This window comes from Haloferax sp. Atlit-6N, assembly GCF_003383195.1.
GTDB lineage: Archaea > Halobacteriota > Halobacteria > Halobacteriales > Haloferacaceae > Haloferax > Haloferax gibbonsii.
The window spans coordinates 1-458 of the sequence record NZ_QEQJ01000325.1; the positions used below are offsets into that span (position 1 = coordinate 1).

Annotated in this window: 1 protein-coding gene; it reads right to left on the reverse strand. The window is 68.1% G+C overall.

Annotation, left to right across the window (positions count from 1 at the left end; genetic code table 11):
- On the reverse strand, positions 1–458 hold a 458-nt coding region (locus DEQ92_RS22580; RefSeq protein WP_115821808.1), incomplete at both ends, for a DUF790 family protein.

A 458-nucleotide genomic window follows, 5' to 3' on the forward strand; every position in this document is an offset into this window, starting at 1 on the left:
TGATCTCCGCGTCGAGCGCCTCCAACACGTCGGGACGGATCAACGTCCGACCCACGCGCTCGTGTTCCGGGAACGAGACCGAATCGAGCGCGTCGACGCTCACACCGCGCTCCGCTGCCAGCGCGTCGAGGTCGATCACGTCGTCGTCGGGAACGAGTTCGTCGGGCAGCTCCGCCGCGGCAGCCGCGACGAGGTCGGACTCGTACTCTCCGAGCGCGTCGACCACGTCTTTGACGCGCACGCGTCCGGAGAACGTGACCACGCGGTGGTCGAGGGCTTCGATCTCCTCGCCGACGCCCAGCGACTCGTCGACCGCCACGAGGAGTTCGACGTCGTCGGCGACGCTCCCGAACTGATCGAGTTTCTTCTCGACGTACTCGGGCGTCCAAAAGCCCATCACCTCGAAGAAGACGCGCAGCGACGGGCTCGCGGATCCGCCGTCGCCGCCCGGCCGGTAC